Annotated in this window: 17 protein-coding genes; 12 read left to right on the plus strand and 5 right to left on the minus strand. The window is 35.0% G+C overall.

Annotation, left to right across the window (positions count from 1 at the left end; all coding sequences use genetic code 11):
• The first annotated feature begins 4 nt into the window (after window positions 1–4).
• The 8 genes from REB14_RS09470 to REB14_RS09505 all read left to right on the plus strand — a co-directional run bounded on the left by REB14_RS09470 (window position 5) and on the right by REB14_RS09505 (window position 6,940).
• Window positions 5–598, plus strand: coding sequence for an acetyltransferase (locus tag REB14_RS09470; RefSeq protein ID WP_309522044.1), 594 nt, complete (start codon window positions 5–7; stop codon window positions 596–598).
• Between the two features lie 20 nt (window positions 599–618).
• Complete coding sequence (locus tag REB14_RS09475) at window positions 619–1,755, plus strand: aminotransferase class I/II-fold pyridoxal phosphate-dependent enzyme (protein ID WP_309522045.1); 1,137 nt, start codon at window positions 619–621, stop codon at window positions 1,753–1,755.
• Between the two features lie 14 nt (window positions 1,756–1,769).
• Window positions 1,770–2,339 (plus strand): sugar transferase, encoded by a 570-nt coding sequence (locus tag REB14_RS09480; RefSeq protein ID WP_079242914.1) that lies wholly within the window; start codon window positions 1,770–1,772, stop codon window positions 2,337–2,339.
• Between the two features lie 14 nt (window positions 2,340–2,353).
• On the plus strand, window positions 2,354–2,899 hold the full coding sequence (gene rfbC / locus REB14_RS09485) for a dTDP-4-dehydrorhamnose 3,5-epimerase (protein WP_034699135.1): 546 nt from the start codon (window positions 2,354–2,356) through the stop codon (window positions 2,897–2,899).
• A gap of 95 nt (window positions 2,900–2,994) precedes the next feature.
• On the plus strand, window positions 2,995–4,296 hold the full coding sequence (gene rimO / locus REB14_RS09490) for a 30S ribosomal protein S12 methylthiotransferase RimO (protein ID WP_079242913.1): 1,302 nt from the start codon (window positions 2,995–2,997) through the stop codon (window positions 4,294–4,296).
• 395 nt (window positions 4,297–4,691) lie between these two features.
• Window positions 4,692–5,279, plus strand: coding sequence for a hypothetical protein (locus REB14_RS09495; RefSeq protein WP_145953291.1), 588 nt, complete (start codon window positions 4,692–4,694; stop codon window positions 5,277–5,279).
• 17 nt (window positions 5,280–5,296) lie between these two features.
• Window positions 5,297–6,004, plus strand: coding sequence for a hypothetical protein (locus REB14_RS09500; RefSeq protein ID WP_079242911.1), 708 nt, complete (start codon window positions 5,297–5,299; stop codon window positions 6,002–6,004).
• Between the two features lie 564 nt (window positions 6,005–6,568).
• Complete coding sequence (locus tag REB14_RS09505; protein ID WP_309522046.1) at window positions 6,569–6,940, plus strand: septal ring lytic transglycosylase RlpA family protein; 372 nt, start codon at window positions 6,569–6,571, stop codon at window positions 6,938–6,940.
• Between the two features lie 70 nt (window positions 6,941–7,010).
• Here the strand turns inward: REB14_RS09505 and REB14_RS09510 are convergent, their stop codons facing one another.
• From REB14_RS09510 to REB14_RS09530, 5 genes are all read right to left on the minus strand, one after another.
• Window positions 7,011–7,775, minus strand: a complete 765-nt coding sequence (locus tag REB14_RS09510; protein WP_309522047.1) for an exodeoxyribonuclease III — start codon at window positions 7,773–7,775, stop codon at window positions 7,011–7,013.
• Window positions 7,775–8,065 carry a YciI family protein gene (locus tag REB14_RS09515; RefSeq protein ID WP_309522048.1) on the minus strand — a complete coding sequence of 97 codons (291 nt, stop codon included), beginning with the start codon at window positions 8,063–8,065 and terminating at the stop codon, window positions 7,775–7,777. The genes REB14_RS09510 and REB14_RS09515 overlap by 1 nt, the downstream gene beginning before the upstream one ends.
• A gap of 101 nt (window positions 8,066–8,166) precedes the next feature.
• Window positions 8,167–8,544: an MliC family protein gene (locus tag REB14_RS09520; RefSeq protein WP_079242908.1), complete on the minus strand. Its 378-nt coding sequence runs from the start codon at window positions 8,542–8,544 to the stop codon at window positions 8,167–8,169.
• A gap of 121 nt (window positions 8,545–8,665) precedes the next feature.
• Complete coding sequence (porX, locus tag REB14_RS09525) at window positions 8,666–10,210, minus strand: T9SS response regulator signal transducer PorX (protein WP_034699150.1); 1,545 nt, start codon at window positions 10,208–10,210, stop codon at window positions 8,666–8,668.
• A gap of 132 nt (window positions 10,211–10,342) precedes the next feature.
• Window positions 10,343–11,926 carry a S41 family peptidase gene (locus REB14_RS09530; RefSeq protein ID WP_309522049.1) on the minus strand — a complete coding sequence of 528 codons (1,584 nt, stop codon included), beginning with the start codon at window positions 11,924–11,926 and terminating at the stop codon, window positions 10,343–10,345.
• A gap of 294 nt (window positions 11,927–12,220) precedes the next feature.
• Here REB14_RS09530 and REB14_RS09535 point away from each other — a divergent pair, with 294 nt between their 5' ends.
• The 4 genes from REB14_RS09535 (at window position 12,221) to lpxA (ending at window position 16,735) form a co-directional block, all read left to right on the plus strand.
• Window positions 12,221–13,447, plus strand: coding sequence for an HD domain-containing protein (locus tag REB14_RS09535; protein ID WP_079242906.1), 1,227 nt, complete (start codon window positions 12,221–12,223; stop codon window positions 13,445–13,447).
• Between the two features lie 71 nt (window positions 13,448–13,518).
• A complete protein-coding gene (gene lpxD, locus REB14_RS09540; protein WP_079242905.1) occupies window positions 13,519–14,550 on the plus strand; it encodes a UDP-3-O-(3-hydroxymyristoyl)glucosamine N-acyltransferase in 1,032 nt (343 codons plus the stop codon).
• Window positions 14,543–15,940, plus strand: a complete 1,398-nt coding sequence (locus tag REB14_RS09545; protein ID WP_034699159.1) for a bifunctional UDP-3-O-[3-hydroxymyristoyl] N-acetylglucosamine deacetylase/3-hydroxyacyl-ACP dehydratase — start codon at window positions 14,543–14,545, stop codon at window positions 15,938–15,940. Before lpxD ends, REB14_RS09545 begins: the two co-directional genes overlap by 8 nt.
• On the plus strand, window positions 15,941–16,735 hold the full coding sequence (lpxA, locus tag REB14_RS09550) for an acyl-ACP--UDP-N-acetylglucosamine O-acyltransferase (protein ID WP_062674059.1): 795 nt from the start codon (window positions 15,941–15,943) through the stop codon (window positions 16,733–16,735).
• Window positions 16,736–16,807: the final 72 nt, after the last annotated feature.

Genomic DNA, 16,807 nt, shown 5'->3' on the forward strand with positions numbered 1-16,807 from the left:
AGCTATGTATTTATTTGGAGCAAGTGGACATGGAAAGGTAATTGCAGATATTGCTGCTGCTAATGACATAAAAATTAAGGCATTCATAGATCAGGATGTCACTAAAAAGGAATGCTACGGATTTCCAGTCTTGAATACTTTACCGGACGATAAGGAAAAACTTATTATTTCAATTGGGAATAATCTTACCCGTAAAAAGATTGCAGAACAGATAAAGAGTGAGATGGGTACTTTAATACACCCAAAATCAATAATTTCTGGTTCTGTGAAAATAGAAGAGGGAACAGTAATCATGGGAGGAGTTGTAATTAATGCTGATACTACCATTGGTAAACACTGTATCATCAATACCAATGCATCTGTAGATCATGATTGCGTGGTTGAAGATTTTGTTCATATTTCACCCAATTCAGCACTTGCCGGAGGAGTAGAAGTAGGAGAAGGTTCTCAGGTGGGAATCGGAGCTTCAGTAATCCAGGGAATTAAAATAGGAAAATGGTGTGTAATAGGTGCCGGAGCGGTAATTATTAACGATATTCCTGATTATTCAGTGGTTGTAGGAAATCCGGGTAGAATTATCAAGAAAAATATTATATAAACAAGTTACTAATCAAAAATATGAATACTAAAATCTGGTTGTCCTCACCACATATGGGAGGGAATGAACAAAAATATATCAACGAAGCATTTGAAGAAAACTGGGTAGCTCCATTAGGACCTAATGTTAACGGATTTGAAAGTGATCTGGAACAGTTTTTAGGAGAAAATGCAAAAGTGGCTGCACTTTCTGCAGGTACTGCAGCATTACACCTTGCTCTTATTGAATGTGGAATTGTACATGGTGATGAGGTGATCTGCCAATCAATGACTTTCTCTGCTTCAGCTAACCCAATTGCATATTGTGGAGCAATACCTGTTTTTGTGGATAGTGAGCCAGTTACATGGAATATGTGCCCGAAAGCATTAAGAGAAGCTATTGAAGACAGAATCCAGAAAGGAACAAAGCCTAAGGCAATCATTGTAGTTCACCTTTACGGAATGCCTGCAAAAATGAACGAAATTATGGCTATTGCTGAAGAATTTCAGATTCCTGTGATTGAAGACGCAGCAGAAGCACTTGGTTCAACTTATAAAGGACAGGCATGCGGAACATTCGGACGTTTTGGGATTTTAAGTTTTAACGGAAATAAAATTATTACCACTTCAGGAGGTGGAGCGATGGTTTGTCATACTCAGGAAGATAAAGATAAAACCGTTTTTCTCTCTACACAAGCCAGAGACAATGCACCACATTATCAGCATTCACAGATTGGCTTCAACTATAGAATGAGTAATATTGTAGCAGGAATAGGAAGAGGACAGATGGAAGTTCTTAACGATAGAATTGCTGCCCGTAGAGCCATGCACAGCTTCTATGTTGATCTTTTTAAAAATATTGAAGGTGTAACTGTATTTTCAGAATCTGGAGATGATTTTTATTCAAATCACTGGTTATCTGCGATAATCATTGATCCGGAAATCACAGGTAAAGACAGAGAAAGTTTAAGACTTGCGTTCTTAGAAGATAATATAGAATCCAGACCACTTTGGAAACCAATGCATTTACAGCCGGTTTTTGAAACGTCTCCTTACTATGGTGGGAATGTTTCTGAAAAACTTTTTGATAACGGATTATGTCTTCCTTCAGGTTCTAATCTGTCAGATGATGACAGAGAGAGAATAACGAAAGTAGTGCATACTTACTTTGGAATTTAATACCATTGAATTGAATGAATCAGTATAAATATTGGAAAACGATTTTTGATTTTGTCTTAGCGGCAATATTGATCCTCTTTCTTATGCCGGTACTGATTATTTTATTTGTGATTGCAAGTTTGGATACATCTTCCAATGGGATTTTTTTTCAGACCCGAATAGGGCAGTATGGAAAACCATTTACCATTTTTAAGATTAAAACAATTCATGAACAGCAGAGAACATGTTCAAAAATAGGGCAGACTCTTAGAAAATTTAAGCTGGATGAATTTCCACAATTGTTTAATATTTTAAAAGGTGAGATGAGTTTTGTAGGTCCCAGACCTGATATTGAAGGCTATTATGATAAGCTTACCGGAGCAGACAGAAAAGTTTTGGAACTCAAGCCGGGGCTTACCTGTGAAGCAAGTATTAAATACAGAGATGAAGAATATCTTCTGAAAAATCAGGAAAATCCTTTAGCTTACAATGATGAAGTATTATTTCCAAACAAAGTAAAAATGAATCTGGACTATTTTGAAAATATGTCTTTCAGAAACGATATAAAGATCTTGTTTAAAACATTAATAACCACATTGAAATAGAGTTTTTAACTATTATGAAAATTAAAGAAACCCCGCTTAAAGACTGCTACATCATAGAGCCTACTATTTTTGAAGACGAAAGAGGCTACTTCTTTGAAAAGTTCAACGAAAAAAAATTTGAGGAACTTACCGGAATGAACGGGCACTTTGTGCAGGATAATATTTCTAAATCTTCCTATGGAGTATTGAGAGGACTGCATCTTCAGAAAGGTGAACATGCCCAGGCAAAATTAGTATCCTGTCTTGAAGGAAGCGTTTGGGATGTGGCTGTAGACCTTAGAGAGGATTCTCCTACATTCGGGAAATGGTTCGGAATAGAACTTACTGCTGAAAATAAATTACAGCTTTATGTACCGAGAGGTTTCGGACATGGTTTTTCTGTATTGAGTACCCATGCTGTATTTTCTTATAAATGTGATAATTTTTATAACAAAGAATCAGAAGGCAGTGTGAAATTCAATGATCCCGATCTTGATATCGATTGGAAGGTAGATGAAAAAGATGCCATACTTTCAGATAAAGATCAGAATGCTCCCGGATTTAAAGAAAAAAACTTTTAAAGTATATCCCTGAAAACCACTTTTATAAAGTGGTTTTTATTTTTTAATCCTAACTCTCCAATATTTTGTATCTTTGCAGACTCAAAATCAAAACGATGCGTACAAAATCTGTAGGGAAGAAGAAAATCAATGTAGTCACTCTTGGATGTTCCAAGAATGTATATGATTCTGAAGTATTAATGAGCCAGCTGAAGGCCAATGGCAAAGAAGTGGTTCACGAAGACCGTGGGGACATTGTGGTAATCAATACCTGCGGATTTATCGATAATGCTAAAGAAGAGTCTATCAATACAATCCTTGATTATGTTGATGCTAAAAACAGAGGTGAGGTCGAGAAAGTATTCGTTACAGGATGTTTATCTGAAAGATATAAACCGGATTTGATAAAAGAAATTCCGGATGTAGATCAATATTTCGGAACAAGAGACCTTCCGATACTTTTAAAGCATCTTGGAGCAGATTATAAACATGAACTGGTAGGAGAAAGATTAACAACAACTCCAAAACATTACGCATACCTTAAAATTTCTGAAGGTTGTGACAGACCATGTTCTTTCTGTGCTATCCCATTGATGAGAGGAGGACATATTTCAACTCCAATCGAAAAACTGGTTTTAGAAGCTCAGAAACTGGCCAAAAAAGGGACAAAAGAATTAATTCTTATTGCTCAGGATCTTACTTACTATGGTCTTGATCTTTATAAAAAGAGAGCATTGGGTGATCTTTTAAAAGAATTGGTAAAAGTAGAAGGAGTGGAATGGATTCGTCTTCACTATGCTTTCCCGAGCGGTTTTCCTGAAGATGTTCTTGATATTATCCGTGAAGAACCTAAAGTATGTAACTATATAGATATTCCTCTTCAGCATATCAATTCAGATTTACTGAAATCTATGAAGAGAGGAACTACCCATGAGAAAACAGATGCTCTTTTAGGTAAATTCAGAGAGAAAGTTCCTGATATGGCGATCAGAACAACGCTTATCGTTGGATATCCTGGAGAAACAGAAGAGATATTTCAGGAGCTTAAAGACTGGGTAAGAGAGCAGAAGTTTGACAGACTAGGATGCTTTACCTATTCTCACGAAGAGAATACTACTGCCCATGTTTTGGAAGATAATATTCCACAGGAAGTAAAAGAGGCAAGAGTAGAAGAAATAATGGAGCTGCAGTCTCAGATTTCGTGGGAAAAAAATCAGGAAAAAATAGGTAAAGTATTCAGATGTATGTTTGACCGTAAAGAAGGAAATTATTTCATCGGAAGAACAGAGTATGATTCTCCGGATGTTGATAATACTGTTTTGGTCTCAGCAGAAGATACTTATATTTCTATTGGTGAATTTGCAGATGTTAAAATTACCTCTGCAGAAGAATTTGACTTATACGGAGAATTGGTTTAGCTAAACGCTTATTAATCAGTCAGAAATAACATTTGTAAAACTGACTTATTAACGAAAATTAACATAGAATTTTCTCGGTAGCGGGTTTTTATTTAATTGATAATCAATTTATTAATATTTTGTGCAATTAAGATTTTTTAATTTTCTATTATAATGTATTTAAAATCGAAAATTATGTCTTAAATTTGCGCAAGAAGCAATATTTTTAAATCATGTGCTTTCAGCAAGTTAATTATTGAAATAAAGCTAAAAATCAATTGAAATACTTATTGAATATTTTATTTTAATTCAGTGTTCACAAGTTGAGATGTATCTTCCTTTTTGGAAATATTGATGAAAAAAATGTAATTAAAAATCTTTAAAAACTTATGAAAAAATTTTTATTAACAGCAATTATGCTTGTTGGCCTTTCGGCCGTTTCTAAGGCTCAACAAGGGCGAGTGGGGATTAACACAACCACACCTGCCGCAACATTAGACGTAGTAGCAAATACTACAGACAATGCTAGACCTGATGCCTTACTAGTCCCTCGTATGACGGCAGCAGAATTATCTTCTAAGGATGACACCAGTGGTACATACGGTGCACCTCAGAATGGAGCTATTGTTTACATTACTTCCGGAACAGGTACAGGTGCAAGAAAAGTTAAAATTACAGGCCCTGGATTCTATTATTTTGATAATTCAGTTCCTGAATGGAGACCAATAGTTGGTTCTGTTGCAGTTACCGGATATACTAACGTTTCACAATCGACTGCCATTAACAAGAATGAATCAATGTTGGTAACTACGAATGTAACTATTGCAGCTCCTGCAGTAGCAACTTCAGTTGCCGGAGATAAATTCAGAATTGTTGATGCTACAGGTGGTGCTGGATTTAGTGTTACTGGTGTTCACTCTAGTACAACTACTTCGCCAGCAGTATCAGGTTCGGCATTAGAGTATACTTTCATCAGTGGTGCATGGTATTGCACAAGTTTATAATTTAAAATAATAGTGAAATGAACACAAATAAAAAAATTTCTGCTCTTGTATTATTAGCTGTGGGTATCTTTTCTAATGCACAGATCAAAACAAATAATACAATTAATGCAACCATAGGTGGAGAATCAGTTTACTTAGATGCTTCAAGTTTCCCTTCATCCAACAACTTAGGAAAAGGTTTATCTGTTCCTAGAACAAACTTAACTACTTTTACATTCGTTAGTCAAGTAACAAATGCATTAAAGTTTCCTACAGCATATGATGGTATGATCGTATATAACTCTGTTGCGGGTACTACTCCTGCTACTGGTTCTGGTATTGGTAATCAACCTGTAAGTGTAGGTTTTTACTATTTCAGTAATCCTACTCCAACACCTGCATTTTCATCGGTTTCAGGACAATGGTTGCCATTAGGTGGAGGAGGTAAAGAAAATATCCTTACTACTGAAACTGTTACAAACAGACAAGTAAATAGCGCACAAATTTATGGTATAAAAGGAACTTTTGCTGCAAACGGTACTACTACTGCAGTAACAATTCCTGCTCCTGCCGGAATTACTGCTATGTACGGAATTACTATTTATAAGGCGGGTACTAATACAGTATATTCCAGAGAATTATATTCATATGATACATCTACAGGAGCTGCTGTTACAGGATCTCCAAGTATGTCTGTGGTATATCCGAACGGAACGTATGATTATGTTTTAGAATATTTAAAATAAAGAAATTTATTTAATTACATAATAAAAACCAATGAGAAGTCATTGGTTTTTTACTTTTAAAGAGATGAGATGTTCTTTTATTTTTCGATGGTAGTAAATAATATTCATTCATTTTTAAAATTTTTATCTTATTATTTTTGAAATAAGAATAGTCAGGAAATTTTAACACTGTATTTAGATGTTAAAATCTGGTTGTGAAATTTGATATTATAAGGCTCAGCATATTCTGGTGGTCATTTTTTCTCATCTTGGATTTAAGAAATTTAATTTTGGAATTATTTTTTTTTGATTAAAATCTTAACAATATGTATTTTTTAAATTATTGATTATCAGTTTGTTTTGTTTTTAGAGTTTTTAAATTATGTATAAATTAGTTAATTATGTTAACTTTTTAAGCATTTTTTTAACACTTTTTAACAGTGTATTGTAAAAGCCCTATCCATAGGAGGTTACAGCTTTGTTTAACATTTTGTTAATGTTTTATTAACTGTTTTTAACATATCAAATAGGGTTTTATAAAGATTCCTGATACATTTGCTCCGTCAAAACCAATAAAAGTTCAAAATGATGAAAAGATTCATTCTCGTAATCATAATGATGATTTCAACCTTAGGTGTTTACTCTTTTACAAGTAATGCCTTAGATGCGAAAAAAACAAGTTATGCATCGTACTACCACGATAGATTTAACGGTAGAAAAACTGCCAGCGGAGAAATCTTTGATAACTCAAAGTTCACTGCAGCAAACAGAACGCTTCCATTTGGAACAAACGTTAAGGTAACAAACCTTAAAAATGGTAAAGAGGTAATAGTAAGAATTAATGACAGAGGGCCTTACCATTCATCAAGATCTTTAGACATGTCTAAAGCTGCGTTCGATGAGATCGGAGATATCAACCATGGTACTATTCCGGTCGAATATGAAATTGTCGATTAATTTTATGATTTAAATTAAAAAAAAGCCAGCTGATTCAGCTGGCTTTTTGTATGGATGAATATAGCGTTGATTATACATCCAATTCCAATAATGCAGGACAATGGTCAGAATGTACAGCTTCCTTTAAAATAACAGCCCTTGTAAGCTTATCTTTTAAACTATAGGAAGTGAAGTTATAATCTAACCTCCAGCCTTTATTTCTTTCCCTTGAATTTTGTCGGTAGCTCCACCACGTATAATTATCCGGTTCATTATTAAAGAATCTGAAACTGTCAATCAGTTCACATTCATTGATGAAACTGGTCATCCATTCTCTTTCCATAGGAAGAAATCCTGAGACATTCTTTAGACCAACAGGATTGTGAATATCAATAGCTTCATGGCAGATATTGAAATCTCCGGATATAATAAGGTTGGGAATTTCTTTTTTTAAATTCTTGATGTACTCAAGAAAGTCATGGCAGAACTGCATTTTAAAATCCAGTCTTTCGATATTAGAAGCGGAAGGAACGTACACTGAAATCACAGAATATCCGTCAAAATCAGCACGGATGATTCTTCCTTCATTATCATAGCTTTCGATACCACAACCATACTCTACATGATTGGGTTTTATTTTTGAGGCAATTCCGACCCCACTATAGCCTTTTCTTAGTGCAGAATGCCAATAACTGTGATATCCTAATTTTTCAAGACTTTCGATATCTATCTGATCGTTTCCTGCTTTGCTCTCCTGAATACAGATGATATCCGGATCGGCAGTTTTCAGCCAGCCCAGAAAATATTTTGTGAAAGCCGCTCTGATTCCATTGACGTTGTATGTAATTAATTTCATTAGTCTTCTATAAAAAGTTTAAAGTTTTCGTTGTATTTGGATGGGATAAATTCGGTAATAGTATAATCTGCAACCTCCTGAATATAAAAAGGATCTTCAGTGATGATCTGCTCAACCTCTTTTTTAGATGCTGCTTTAGCAATAATGATCCCTCCCGTTCTTGGTTCTTTTCTTCCTGAGGCAATGAACTGTCCGGAGTCATAATGTTTGCTGAGGAAAATATTATGCTGGGGAATAAGTTTTTCTATATTTTTAATAGAACTCTTATAGGTAAGGGAAATAATAAACATGATTTATTTTTTACGAAGATATGAACTATAAGAAAGAGGTAAAAATAAAAAAGCCGGTTTTGAATTTCAAAGCCGACTTTTTATATTTTTAGTAAGAGATCTTATTTTTTGAAAACTGTTTTACCGTCTTTTGTCAATTCTATTTCCTCGCCTTTACCTCTCAGTTCATAATGATCATTCTTATACCATATTCCTGATGCAGGCTTTTGCCCCTGTAGTTCAATTGTTTCATTGTTGAAAACTACCGTAGCTGTATTTTTGGTATTATTGAAAGTCATATCCAATGTTTTTCCACTGCTGTCTTTCGAACTACTTTTTACAATTTCATCCTGAGTTCCTGATACAGCAGCTGAATCAGACGGCTTAGAAGCAACACTGTCTACAGGAGTAGGAGTGGAGTCTGTTGCTTTCTTTTCTTTATTACATGAAGTTAAAAATAAGGCTGCAAATGCAGCTGCAATAAAAATGTGCTTTTTCATAAGATTATATTTATTTAAGGTTGCCTTCTAGTATGCAAAATAAGTGCCTTAAAAAAGAGGCGGAAAAAATCATTCGATTTTTTCCGCCTTTAACCCAAAATTAAATAAACTATGAAAAAAACTACTTGGGTTCTAATACGCTGATAGGAATAATACACTCTTCAAGTGAAATTCCTCCATGCTGGTAAGTTTCTTTATAGTAATTAACAAAATGATTGTAATTTTTAGGATAGGCCAGGAATATATTGTTTTTAGCAAAAATATATTTCGAGCTTAGGTTTCCTTTTGGAAGGAAAAGCTTTTCAGGGTTGGTAATGGCCCATACATCACTGTCGTCATACGTTAAGCTTTTACCTGTTTTATATCTGATATTCGTAGAAGTTTCTCTGTCTCCTACCACTTTACTTGGTTTTTTCACGTATACCGTTCCGTGATCTGTAGTGATAACCAGCTTATACCCGTTTTCTGCGGCCGATTTAATAATCTTCAGTAAGGAAGAATTTTCAAACCAGTTGAAAGTAAGAGAACGGAAAGTCTTATCATCGCGGATCAACTGATCTACAATATGATTGTCTGTTTTCGCGTGTGACAGGATATCAATAAAGTTATAGACAATTACAAGCAGGTCATTATTTTTATGCTGATTGAAATCATCATAGATCTTTCTTTCAAAATCAGCGTTCAGTACTTTAAGGTACTTCATAGATTTTGATCCGAGACCAATTCTTTTCATCTGATCTTCAAGGAAATCACGCTCAAATTCATTTTTATTTCCCTCTTCATTATCATTGAACCATTTATCAGGGAAACGTTTCTCAATCTCAGACGGCATTAATCCTGCAAAGAAAGAGTTTCTCGCGTACTGTGTTGCCGTAGGAAGAATACTGTAGTAATAATCTTCCGAAACTTTATTGTAATATTTTGTAAATAAAGGTTCAATCACTTTCCACTGATCGTAACGAAGATTGTCCACCATCAGTAAAAGAACTTTTTCTTTTTCTACTTCCGGCTTTACTTTTTCCTTGAAAAGGGTGTGACTCATTAGAGGCTTGTCTGTATCAATAAGCCAGTCAGCATAATTTTTCTCAATAAACTTAGCAAACTGAATGTTAGCTTCCTCTTTCTGAGATTGCAGAAGATCAGCAAACTCATTGTCTGCTACTTTATCAAATTTGATTTCCCAGCTAAGGATCTTTTTATAATATTCAGCCCATTCCTGATACGTTCTCAGGTAAGAAAGTTCCATGGAAAGGTTTCTGAATTCCTGCTGGTATTGGAGAATTGTTTTTTGTTCAACAAGATTATCCTGCTGAAGGTTTTTCTTTAAGGAAAGTAATATCTGGTTAGGATTTACAGGCTTTAATATATAATCGGCAATCTGGGAACCGATAGCCTCTTCCATAATGTGTTCCTCTTCGCTTTTGGTCACCATGACAATTTTTAAGGCATTATCTTTTTCCTTAATCATAGGAATGGCTTCTAATCCGGAAATGCCGGGCATATTTTCATCAATGAGTGTTAAAGCGAATTTCTCTGAATCCATAAGTTCCAAAGCCTCATTTACATTGTTAACAGGGGTTACCTGATAACCTTTCTTTTCTAAAAATACGATATGAGGTTTAAGTAAATCTATTTCATCATCGATCCATAATATCTTTTCTGACATAATTTATTTTTTACATGGTTATTGTATCAAAATGTTGACCAAATCCTTTTAAAATCTCACAAAATCGAAAGATTAAAAGTTAAATATTAGTTAAATGAAAATACTGTAAAATAATTCACATTTTCGTTTCATTTAATCCGTGTTTTTTATATATTCCAAAGCCTTTTCCAGTACTTCGTCTTTTCCGTTTTTGAGCCCTTTTATACTTGGTTTTATAAAGATGTCAGGAATAATTCCGATTCTTTGGGTTTCTCTGCCATCCGGGTAATAAGCACCCAGGCCTGTAAACCGTGTATCAAGGTCGGCAATTTTAAACATAATGACATCTCCGTTGGCTCCTGAACTATTACTTCCGATAATTTTCGCTTTCGGATGTTGTTTGAACATCATGGTTGTGGTTTCTGCCTGGCTTTGCGTATTCTCATCTACTAAAACGATTACATTTCCTTTATAGTATTCAGGATTCTTTCTGCCGGTAACATTTTTTCTGCTGTAAAATTTTCCGGGATAGCTGGTGTCAGGAAAAGTAAACTGATAGTAAATTGAGGGGTTGGGAAGAAGAAGATAACTTAAGGGAATGATTGTTTGTCTTGGATAATGCCTGAGATCAAAAATAATAGCTTTTGCAGATTTTAAACTGCCGTACATTTCATCAAGATCTTCCTTTTCTAAAATTCCCATATGGACATACCCGATTTTCTTTTCATCATCCATAAATTTCCACTTTTTAGGAACCGGAATTTTTTCATGAATAATATCTTTAATAAGGTGTGTTCTGGTTTTTATTACCATATTTTGCCCGTCTCTTTCAATCTTTACACTAATAGAATCATTGTTGCTGAATAGCAGTTTGTCTTTTATTTTGCTGACCTTACCCCATGAGTTGGAAGCGGGTACATATTTTGCCAAATTGTTGATCACTTGCGGAATGGTTTTTCCTTCAATATCATAAATAACATCTCCAGGATGCAGAGGGCTTTTATGTCTGGATCGTGTGTCGTTAACTTTTATAATCACTAGTTTTCCTTCAGCATAAGTATATTCTACCGGAACTTTTCGTTGACCATACAGGTTAAGTTGAATTTCTTTTGACAAAATATAGGCGTGTGAGTCATCTGTTTTAGTGACGAGCTCTGCTAATGTCAGGTGAAAATTTTCGTCATTATCAATCATGAGAAATTTTGGGATCATTTCTGTAATGACATCATTCCAGTTCTGATCGGTTTCATATTTATAAGGAAAGAAATATTCTACATAATTCCAGTATCTGAATAATTCCAGTAAGCTAATTGTTTGGGAATTAAATTTAGAACCATAGGATTTTTCATTCCTAAAATATATTTTTCTTCCCCCTTTTCCAAAATAATGATTATCTCTAAGAATCCTGTTATTTTCAATGTAACGAAGTTTTTGAGATACATCATCAGAGAAAATTTGCGAATTATCAATCCAGCGTAGGTCAAAGTTTTTGAGAAAATAAACTTTCTGATCTTGTACTGAACATTCTTTACATAGTGGAACTTCTCCGAGGCTTTTAATCCATTCGGAATAAAGAATATTAAGAGATTTTTTATCATGAATATTTTCAAGCTCCTTGATTTTTTGAAAAAGCTGCTTGTCCCAGTTCAGGTTTCCTTTTGCAACCTGAGGATGGTAATATTTTAAAAATCCCCAAACCCTGCACAGAGATTCCAATTTTTGGGTCTCGGTGATCATTTGTGCGGAAAAGTTTAAACTTAAAAATAAAAAGAGGAAAAGCGAGAAGCGTCTCATTAAAGGTTGCCGTGTTTTCTCTCAAAGATAATCCTTTAATATAACAGGCACAAAAGGATTTCAAAAAATCTTGAATTGATAATAAATAGATGCCAAACAATTTCTGAAATTGAAACGATGGTGTTTTTAATGAAAAATATTCGGTAGATCATTGTCTTATCCCAATATCTTAATAGTAATTTAATAAAAGGCTAAATTTTAAAATGCCTAACTTTGTTTACTAATACTGACGTTTCAATGCAGAATAAGCTAAAAATCATCAACGATCCTGTTCACGGGTTTATCAAAATTCCACACGAAATTTTATTTGATATCATCGAGCATCCCTACTTTCAGAGATTAAGAAGAATCGGGCAGACCGGACTTTTGAACCTGATATTTCCCGGTGCTACCCATACAAGATTTCACCATGCTCTTGGAGCAATGCATTTGATGTTCACTGCTTTGGAAACATTGAAGCAGAAAGGAGTGAAAATTTCTGAGGAAGAAGAAAAAGGAGCGATGCTGGCTATTCTGATGCATGATATTGGTCATGGTCCGTTTTCACATGCGCTGGAAAGTATGCTGATGGATGACTGGCATCATGAAAACCTTTCTTTATTATTGATGAATAAACTAAATGAAGAATTTGAAGGTCAGCTTTCAATGGCTATTGAAATGTTCCAGGGGAAATATCACAGAAAATTTTTCAATCAACTGATCTCTTCCCAATTGGATGTTGACCGTTTGGATTATCTTAAAAGAGACAGTTTTTTTACAGGAGTTTCCGAAGGAAATATTAATACCCAGAGAATTATCTCTATGATGAATGTATGTGAAGAAGGCGAGCTGGTGATTGATGCAAAAGGGATCTATTCCATTGAAAATTTCCTGACGGCCAGAATGTTTATGTACTGGCAGGTATATTATCATAAAACTTCAGCGTTGGCAGAGTTTCTTTTAGTCAAAATCCTTGAAAGAGCAAAGTATCTGATTTCCCAAGGCGCAGAACTTCCCGCAACGGATAATCTGAAATATTTCTTATACCGTGAAAAGAGTGCCGCAACGGATGAAGATATAGAGCGATTTACCAAACTTGATGACAATGATGTGATTCAGGCAATGAAAGAATGGCAGAATTCTGATGATTTTGTTTTGTCGTATTGGTGTAAATGTGTAATTCAGAGAAATTTGCCTAAAACCATTATTTCATCACATCCATTTGATCAGGAAATAATTGAGGAAAAAATAAAAAAGAGCAATGAACTTTTCGGAATCAATAATGGTAATGAATTGGTTCATGAAATTAAAAGAAAATTATTGCCTTATCATGCAGAGAAACAACCGATTTATTTATTGCATAAAAATGGAAAAAGAACAAGGCTGCATGAGTCGGAAGATCAGCTTTTATCAGGATTAATCGTGAATAAGACGACCCGCTATATCCTTATGTTTCCAAGAGATATCTCCAGACTGGACTCTTAAAGAATATTAAAATTTACGATCTGAAACTAAAACATGTTTGCAAATTATAGAATTTCTTATCTTTGCAGAATATGGAATTTACAGCTTCGCAAATTGCAAGTTTTATTGACGGAAAAATAATAGGTGACGAGAATGCACTTATTACGGGAGTTTCACCAATTGAAAATGGGGAATCAGGACATCTATCTTTTATAGCACAGGATCGGTTTTCTCATTTTTTGGATAGCTCAAAGTGCTCTGTTATCATCGTTTCGGAACAACTTCTGGAGAAAAATCATTATAACCCTACCTTAATCGTTGTAAAAGATGCCTATCTTTCTTTTCAGATTCTGATGAATTTATATCAGGAGATGCAGGGAAGAAAAGAAGGTATTGAAAACGGTTCGTCTATTCATGATACAGCTATTATAGGAGATAAAGCTTATATCGGAGCATTCACTTATGTTTCTGAGAAAGCTAAAATCGGGGAAGGATCACAAATCTATCCACATGTATATATAGGAAAAGGCGTGAAAATTGGTAAAAACTGTAAGATAGACAGTGGAGCCAGAATTTATGACTACTGTATTATTGGGGATAACTGCGTAATTCATTCCAATACGGTAATCGGAGGTGATGGTTTTGGTTTCCAGCCAACAGCTGATGGCTTCAAAAAAATACCACAGCTTGGAAATGTGATTATTGAAGACGATGTAGAAATTGGTTCAAACTGTAGTATCGACAGAGCTACAATAGGCTCTACAATAATAGGAAAAGGAACTAAGATTGATAACCTGATTCAGATTGCCCACAACGTGAAAATTGGTCAGAACAATGTAATTGCTGCACAGGCAGGAATTGCCGGATCTACAACTATTGGTGACTGGAATCAGATTGGTGGCCAGGTAGGTGTCGTAGGGCATATCAAAATAGGGAACCAGGTGAAAATTCAGGCTCAGAGTGGCGTGAATTCCAGTGTTAATGACAGAGAAACATTGTACGGTTCACCAGCAATCAGTTACAATGACTATTTAAGGAGTTATGTTCATTTCAGGAACTTACCTGGAATAGTAAATAGAATAAATAATCTTGAGAATAACTCAAAAGATAATACTAATGAGTGATATGCAAAAAACACTTCAGCAAGAGGTAACTCTTTCTGGAATTGGCCTTCATACTGGTAAAGAAGTAAAACTTACCATTAAACCTGCTAAAGAAAATACAGGTTTTGTATTTGTAAGAACAGACTTGGAGGGACATCCTCAGGTAGAAGCTGATGTAAATTATGTTGTAGCAACTGAAAGAGGAACTACGTTAGAAAAATTAGGGGTAAAAATTACCACTTGCGAACACCTTTTAGCAGCCCTTGTTGGTTGTGATATTGATAACGCAATTTTAGAAATGGATGCCTCTGAACCTCCTATTTTGGATGGATCCTCAAAATATTTTGTGGAAGCTATCGAAAGTGTAGGAGTAGCAGAACAAACGGTTGCAAGAGAATATCTTGTGGTAAAAGAAGTTCTTACATACAGTGATCCGGCTACAGGTTCGGAAATCACAATCATTCCTTCAGATACTTACGAAGTAACTACTATGGTAGATTTTGGGACTAAAGTATTAGGTACTCAGAATGCTACGCTTAAAAATATTTCAGAATTTAAAGACGAAATCTCATCAGCAAGAACATTCAGCTTCCTGCATGAACTGGAAATGCTTTTAGATCATGGTTTGATCAAAGGTGGAGATATTTCCAATGCCATTGTATATGTAGATAAAGATCTTACTCCTGATACTACAGAAAAATTAAAGAAAGCCTTTGGAAAAGATAATGTATCTATCAGACCAAACGGTATTCTTGACAATCTTAATTTAAACTATCCTAACGAAGCAGCGAGACACAAATTACTGGACGTAATCGGTGACCTTGCTTTGGCAGGTGTAAAAATAAAAGGTAAAGTTATTGCTAACAAACCGGGACACTTTGTGAATACTCAGTTTGCGAAAAAACTAAACCGCCAGTGGAAATTGCAGAAAAAGAAAAACGTTCCGGATTTTGACTTAACAAAAGAACCGGTATTCGATATCAACGGAATTATGAAGCTTATGCCTCACAGACCTCCGTTCTTATTAATTGATAAAGTTCTTGAACTTTCAGACTCTCATGTTGTAGGGTTGAAAAATGTAACAATGAACGAACCTTTCTTCGTTGGACACTTCCCTAAAGAACCGGTAATGCCTGGAGTCCTTCAGGTAGAAGCATTAGCGCAGACAGGAGGAATTCTTGTATTGGCCAGCGTTCCGGATCCTGAAAACTATTCTACGTATTTCATCAAAATTGATAAGGTGAAATTCAAAAGAAAAGTAATTCCAGGAGATACGCTTATATTCAAAATTGAATTGATAGAGCCTATCAGAAGAGGAATTGTTCATATGCAGGGATATGGATATGTAGGAGACACTGTAGCAGTAGAAGCAGAGCTTATGGCTCAAGTTGCAAAAAATAAAGTTGATTAAATGATTCATCAATTAGCAGCCGTAGATAAACGTGCGAAAATCAGCAAAAATGTAATCGTAGAACCTTTCACTACCATTGCAGGGGACGTAGAAATCGGAGAAGGAACATGGATTGGTCCTAATGTAACCATTATGGATGGAGCAAGAATAGGGAAGAACTGTAGGATTTTCCCTGGGACTGTAATCTCTGCAATTCCCCAGGATCTGAAATTTGATGGTGAAGATACCCAGGTAATTATTGGTGACGAAACGACAATCAGAGAGTGCGTTACCGTAAACAGAGGTACAAAGGCTTTAGGATATACTAAAATAGGTGCTCACTGTCTTATTATGGCTACTTCACACATTGCACATGATTGCGTTATCGGAGATCACGTTATCATTGTAAACGGTTGTGGTATTGCAGGACACGTGGAGATTGGAGATTATACAGTAATGGGAGGTTTATCAGCGGTTCACCAATTTGGTAAAATCGGAAAACATGTAATGATTTCCGGAGGTACTTTGGTAAGAAAAGATATTCCACCTTATGTAAAAGTAGCAAGAGAACCTATGTCTTATGCTGGTATTAATTCTGTTGGTTTAAGAAGAAGAGGATTTACGAATGAAAAGATCTTTGAAATCCAGAAAATCTACAGAGCAATCTTCCAAATGAAGATGAACGTTTCTCAGGCTATTTCCCATATTGAAAAAGAAATGCTTCCAACGGCTGAAAGAGATGAAATCTTACAGTTTATTCAAAACTCACCAAGAGGTATCGTAAAAGGATACGGAACCGGTAAAGAGAGTAATTAAAAGAAATGCTAAAAAGCAAATTTGCAAATCTGCCTGTTTGCTTGCCAGCCAATAAAATTTAAGTAAAAAAGA

This window comes from Chryseobacterium metallicongregator (assembly GCF_031324065.1).
Lineage (GTDB): Bacteria > Bacteroidota > Bacteroidia > Flavobacteriales > Weeksellaceae > Chryseobacterium > Chryseobacterium metallicongregator.

Bases quoted from the DNA above. Each gene is read 5' to 3' on its own strand.
- REB14_RS09470 (WP_309522044.1), top strand. From the start codon at position 5: ATGTATTTATTTGGAGCAAGTGGACATGGAAAGGTAATTGCAGATATT.
- REB14_RS09475 (WP_309522045.1), top strand. From the start codon at position 619: ATGAATACTAAAATCTGGTTGTCCTCACCACATATGGGAGGGAATGAA.
- REB14_RS09480 (WP_079242914.1), top strand. From the start codon at position 1,770: ATGAATCAGTATAAATATTGGAAAACGATTTTTGATTTTGTCTTAGCG.
- rfbC (WP_034699135.1), top strand. From the start codon at position 2,354: ATGAAAATTAAAGAAACCCCGCTTAAAGACTGCTACATCATAGAGCCT.
- rimO (WP_079242913.1), top strand. From the start codon at position 2,995: ATGCGTACAAAATCTGTAGGGAAGAAGAAAATCAATGTAGTCACTCTT.
- REB14_RS09495 (WP_145953291.1), top strand. From the start codon at position 4,692: ATGCTTGTTGGCCTTTCGGCCGTTTCTAAGGCTCAACAAGGGCGAGTG.
- REB14_RS09500 (WP_079242911.1), top strand. From the start codon at position 5,297: ATGAACACAAATAAAAAAATTTCTGCTCTTGTATTATTAGCTGTGGGT.
- REB14_RS09505 (WP_309522046.1), top strand. From the start codon at position 6,569: ATGATGAAAAGATTCATTCTCGTAATCATAATGATGATTTCAACCTTA.
- REB14_RS09510 (WP_309522047.1), bottom strand. From the start codon at position 7,775: ATGAAATTAATTACATACAACGTCAATGGAATCAGAGCGGCTTTCACA.
- REB14_RS09515 (WP_309522048.1), bottom strand. From the start codon at position 8,065: ATGTTTATTATTTCCCTTACCTATAAGAGTTCTATTAAAAATATAGAA.
- REB14_RS09520 (WP_079242908.1), bottom strand. From the start codon at position 8,544: ATGAAAAAGCACATTTTTATTGCAGCTGCATTTGCAGCCTTATTTTTA.
- porX (WP_034699150.1), bottom strand. From the start codon at position 10,210: ATGTCAGAAAAGATATTATGGATCGATGATGAAATAGATTTACTTAAA.
- REB14_RS09530 (WP_309522049.1), bottom strand. From the start codon at position 11,926: ATGATCACCGAGACCCAAAAATTGGAATCTCTGTGCAGGGTTTGGGGA.
- REB14_RS09535 (WP_079242906.1), top strand. From the start codon at position 12,221: ATGCAGAATAAGCTAAAAATCATCAACGATCCTGTTCACGGGTTTATC.
- lpxD (WP_079242905.1), top strand. From the start codon at position 13,519: ATGGAATTTACAGCTTCGCAAATTGCAAGTTTTATTGACGGAAAAATA.
- REB14_RS09545 (WP_034699159.1), top strand. From the start codon at position 14,543: ATGAGTGATATGCAAAAAACACTTCAGCAAGAGGTAACTCTTTCTGGA.
- lpxA (WP_062674059.1), top strand. From the start codon at position 15,941: ATGATTCATCAATTAGCAGCCGTAGATAAACGTGCGAAAATCAGCAAA.